Source organism: Blautia sp. ZXY-1-C6, assembly GCF_056339875.1.
Genome location: NZ_JBWJVQ010000027.1, coordinates 1 through 1,319, shown reverse-complemented (window position 1 = coordinate 1,319; position 1,319 = coordinate 1). Strand labels below are relative to the sequence as shown.

Sequence of the window (1,319 nt, the reverse complement as noted above, 5' to 3'; positions counted from 1 at the left end):
GTAGCAAAACCAGCAGAGCCAGTCAACGGTAAGATGAACGGGCTGCGCCCGCCGTTGACAGCCCCGCCCGTCTTTGCTGTTCGGCAATCAAGAGGGCGACAGCTTAAAAGGCTGCCGCCCTCTGTCACTATTCAGAAAGGGGGTATTTTCCATGACCGAACACGAAAAATATCAAGAGCATATCCGGCACACTCACAATGCCTTTTGTATGATTGTTATTCGCCACGCTGCCATAGACGCAGCACAGAGTATACGAAGCCGCCGAGGCAAGGAAATCTCCCTTGACTACCTCATGGACGAAAAGCATTATCCGTTCAGTACAACAGATGAATACTTTGCAGAAGTGCCGACAAGCATGGAATATCCATTTACGGCTTGCGGTCAAACTGTCCTGTTGAAAAGTCCGCACCTTGCCGCAGCCCTGTCCTCTCTATCGGAAATGGAACAGGAAATCATTTATCTGTACTACTTTGAGCGTATGACCCATAAGGAAATCGGCAAGCGGTACGGACGGACACACAGCACCACTGGGAGGCACATACAGATAATTTTACAGAGATTGCAGGCAGAGTTGGAGGGCTTACACCATGAGCCAGCTACTTCCCTATGAAACAATAGTAAAGGCAAGCGAGGGTGACCCGGAAGCCGTTGCAGCCGTGCTATCCCACTATGCTGGATATATCCGAGCCTGTTCCAAAATGGACGGTCATATCAATGTGGAAATGCAGGAGCATATCATTCAAAAACTGATAGAAAGCCTGTTCAAATTCCGCTTTGACCGTGACAACTGAATAACCCACCGCCCATCACAGCGGCATACAAGCAGTAAGTCTGAAAAGATTTGCTGCTTTTTTTACGCCCTTTTTCAAAAAATCTTTCCGTTCCATTTGGCAAAAGTGCCTGTTCCGGTGTAGTAGGGATTAAGGGGAGATTTACGAAAAATGCAGCCGTGTCTTTGCCAAAAGAAACACCGCTACCGTTTTAGTGATGAACAGCGGGCAGACCGAAAAATTTCATTCGCTTTATTTATGAAAACAAGCCAAAACGCCCTTTTCAAATTGTAGTAATGGTTGGAGGGGCGAAGTGGCAATTTTTTAGAGCAAGATTCTACCGCAGTACCAAAATTCGCTTTTCGCTCATTTTGCCCCTGCGGGAATCTTGTTGGGGAGTGCCTTCCCCAAACCCTGCTTATGCGGCTTGCGCCGCTTAAAAATCCCTCAAAATATTTTTTCGGATTTTTCAAAAACAGTTCCGCTTCACACCCCGTTTTTCTCCTATTAGTGAGAGGACACCACACACAGAAAGGAGGTTTTACCATG

At 47.1% G+C, this 1,319-nt stretch carries 3 protein-coding genes; 2 read left to right on the top strand and 1 reads right to left on the bottom strand.

Translation table 11 applies throughout. The annotated features are described in order from the left end of the window. Positions 1-151: 151 nt before the first annotated feature. Together AC075J_RS01400 and AC075J_RS01395 are read left to right on the top strand one after the other, a co-directional pair. Positions 152-610, top strand: coding sequence for an RNA polymerase sigma factor (locus AC075J_RS01400; protein ID WP_118512300.1), 459 nt, complete (start codon positions 152-154; stop codon positions 608-610). Next, a complete protein-coding gene (locus tag AC075J_RS01395) occupies positions 588-791 on the top strand; it encodes a helix-turn-helix domain-containing protein (RefSeq protein ID WP_117457836.1) in 204 nt (67 codons plus the stop codon). The genes AC075J_RS01400 and AC075J_RS01395 overlap by 23 nt, the downstream gene beginning before the upstream one ends. Before the next feature lie 182 nt (positions 792-973). Here the strand turns inward: AC075J_RS01395 and AC075J_RS01390 are convergent. Continuing rightward, a partial coding sequence (locus tag AC075J_RS01390) for a hypothetical protein (protein ID WP_476389875.1) occupies positions 974-1,319 on the bottom strand: 346 nt, incomplete at its 5' end.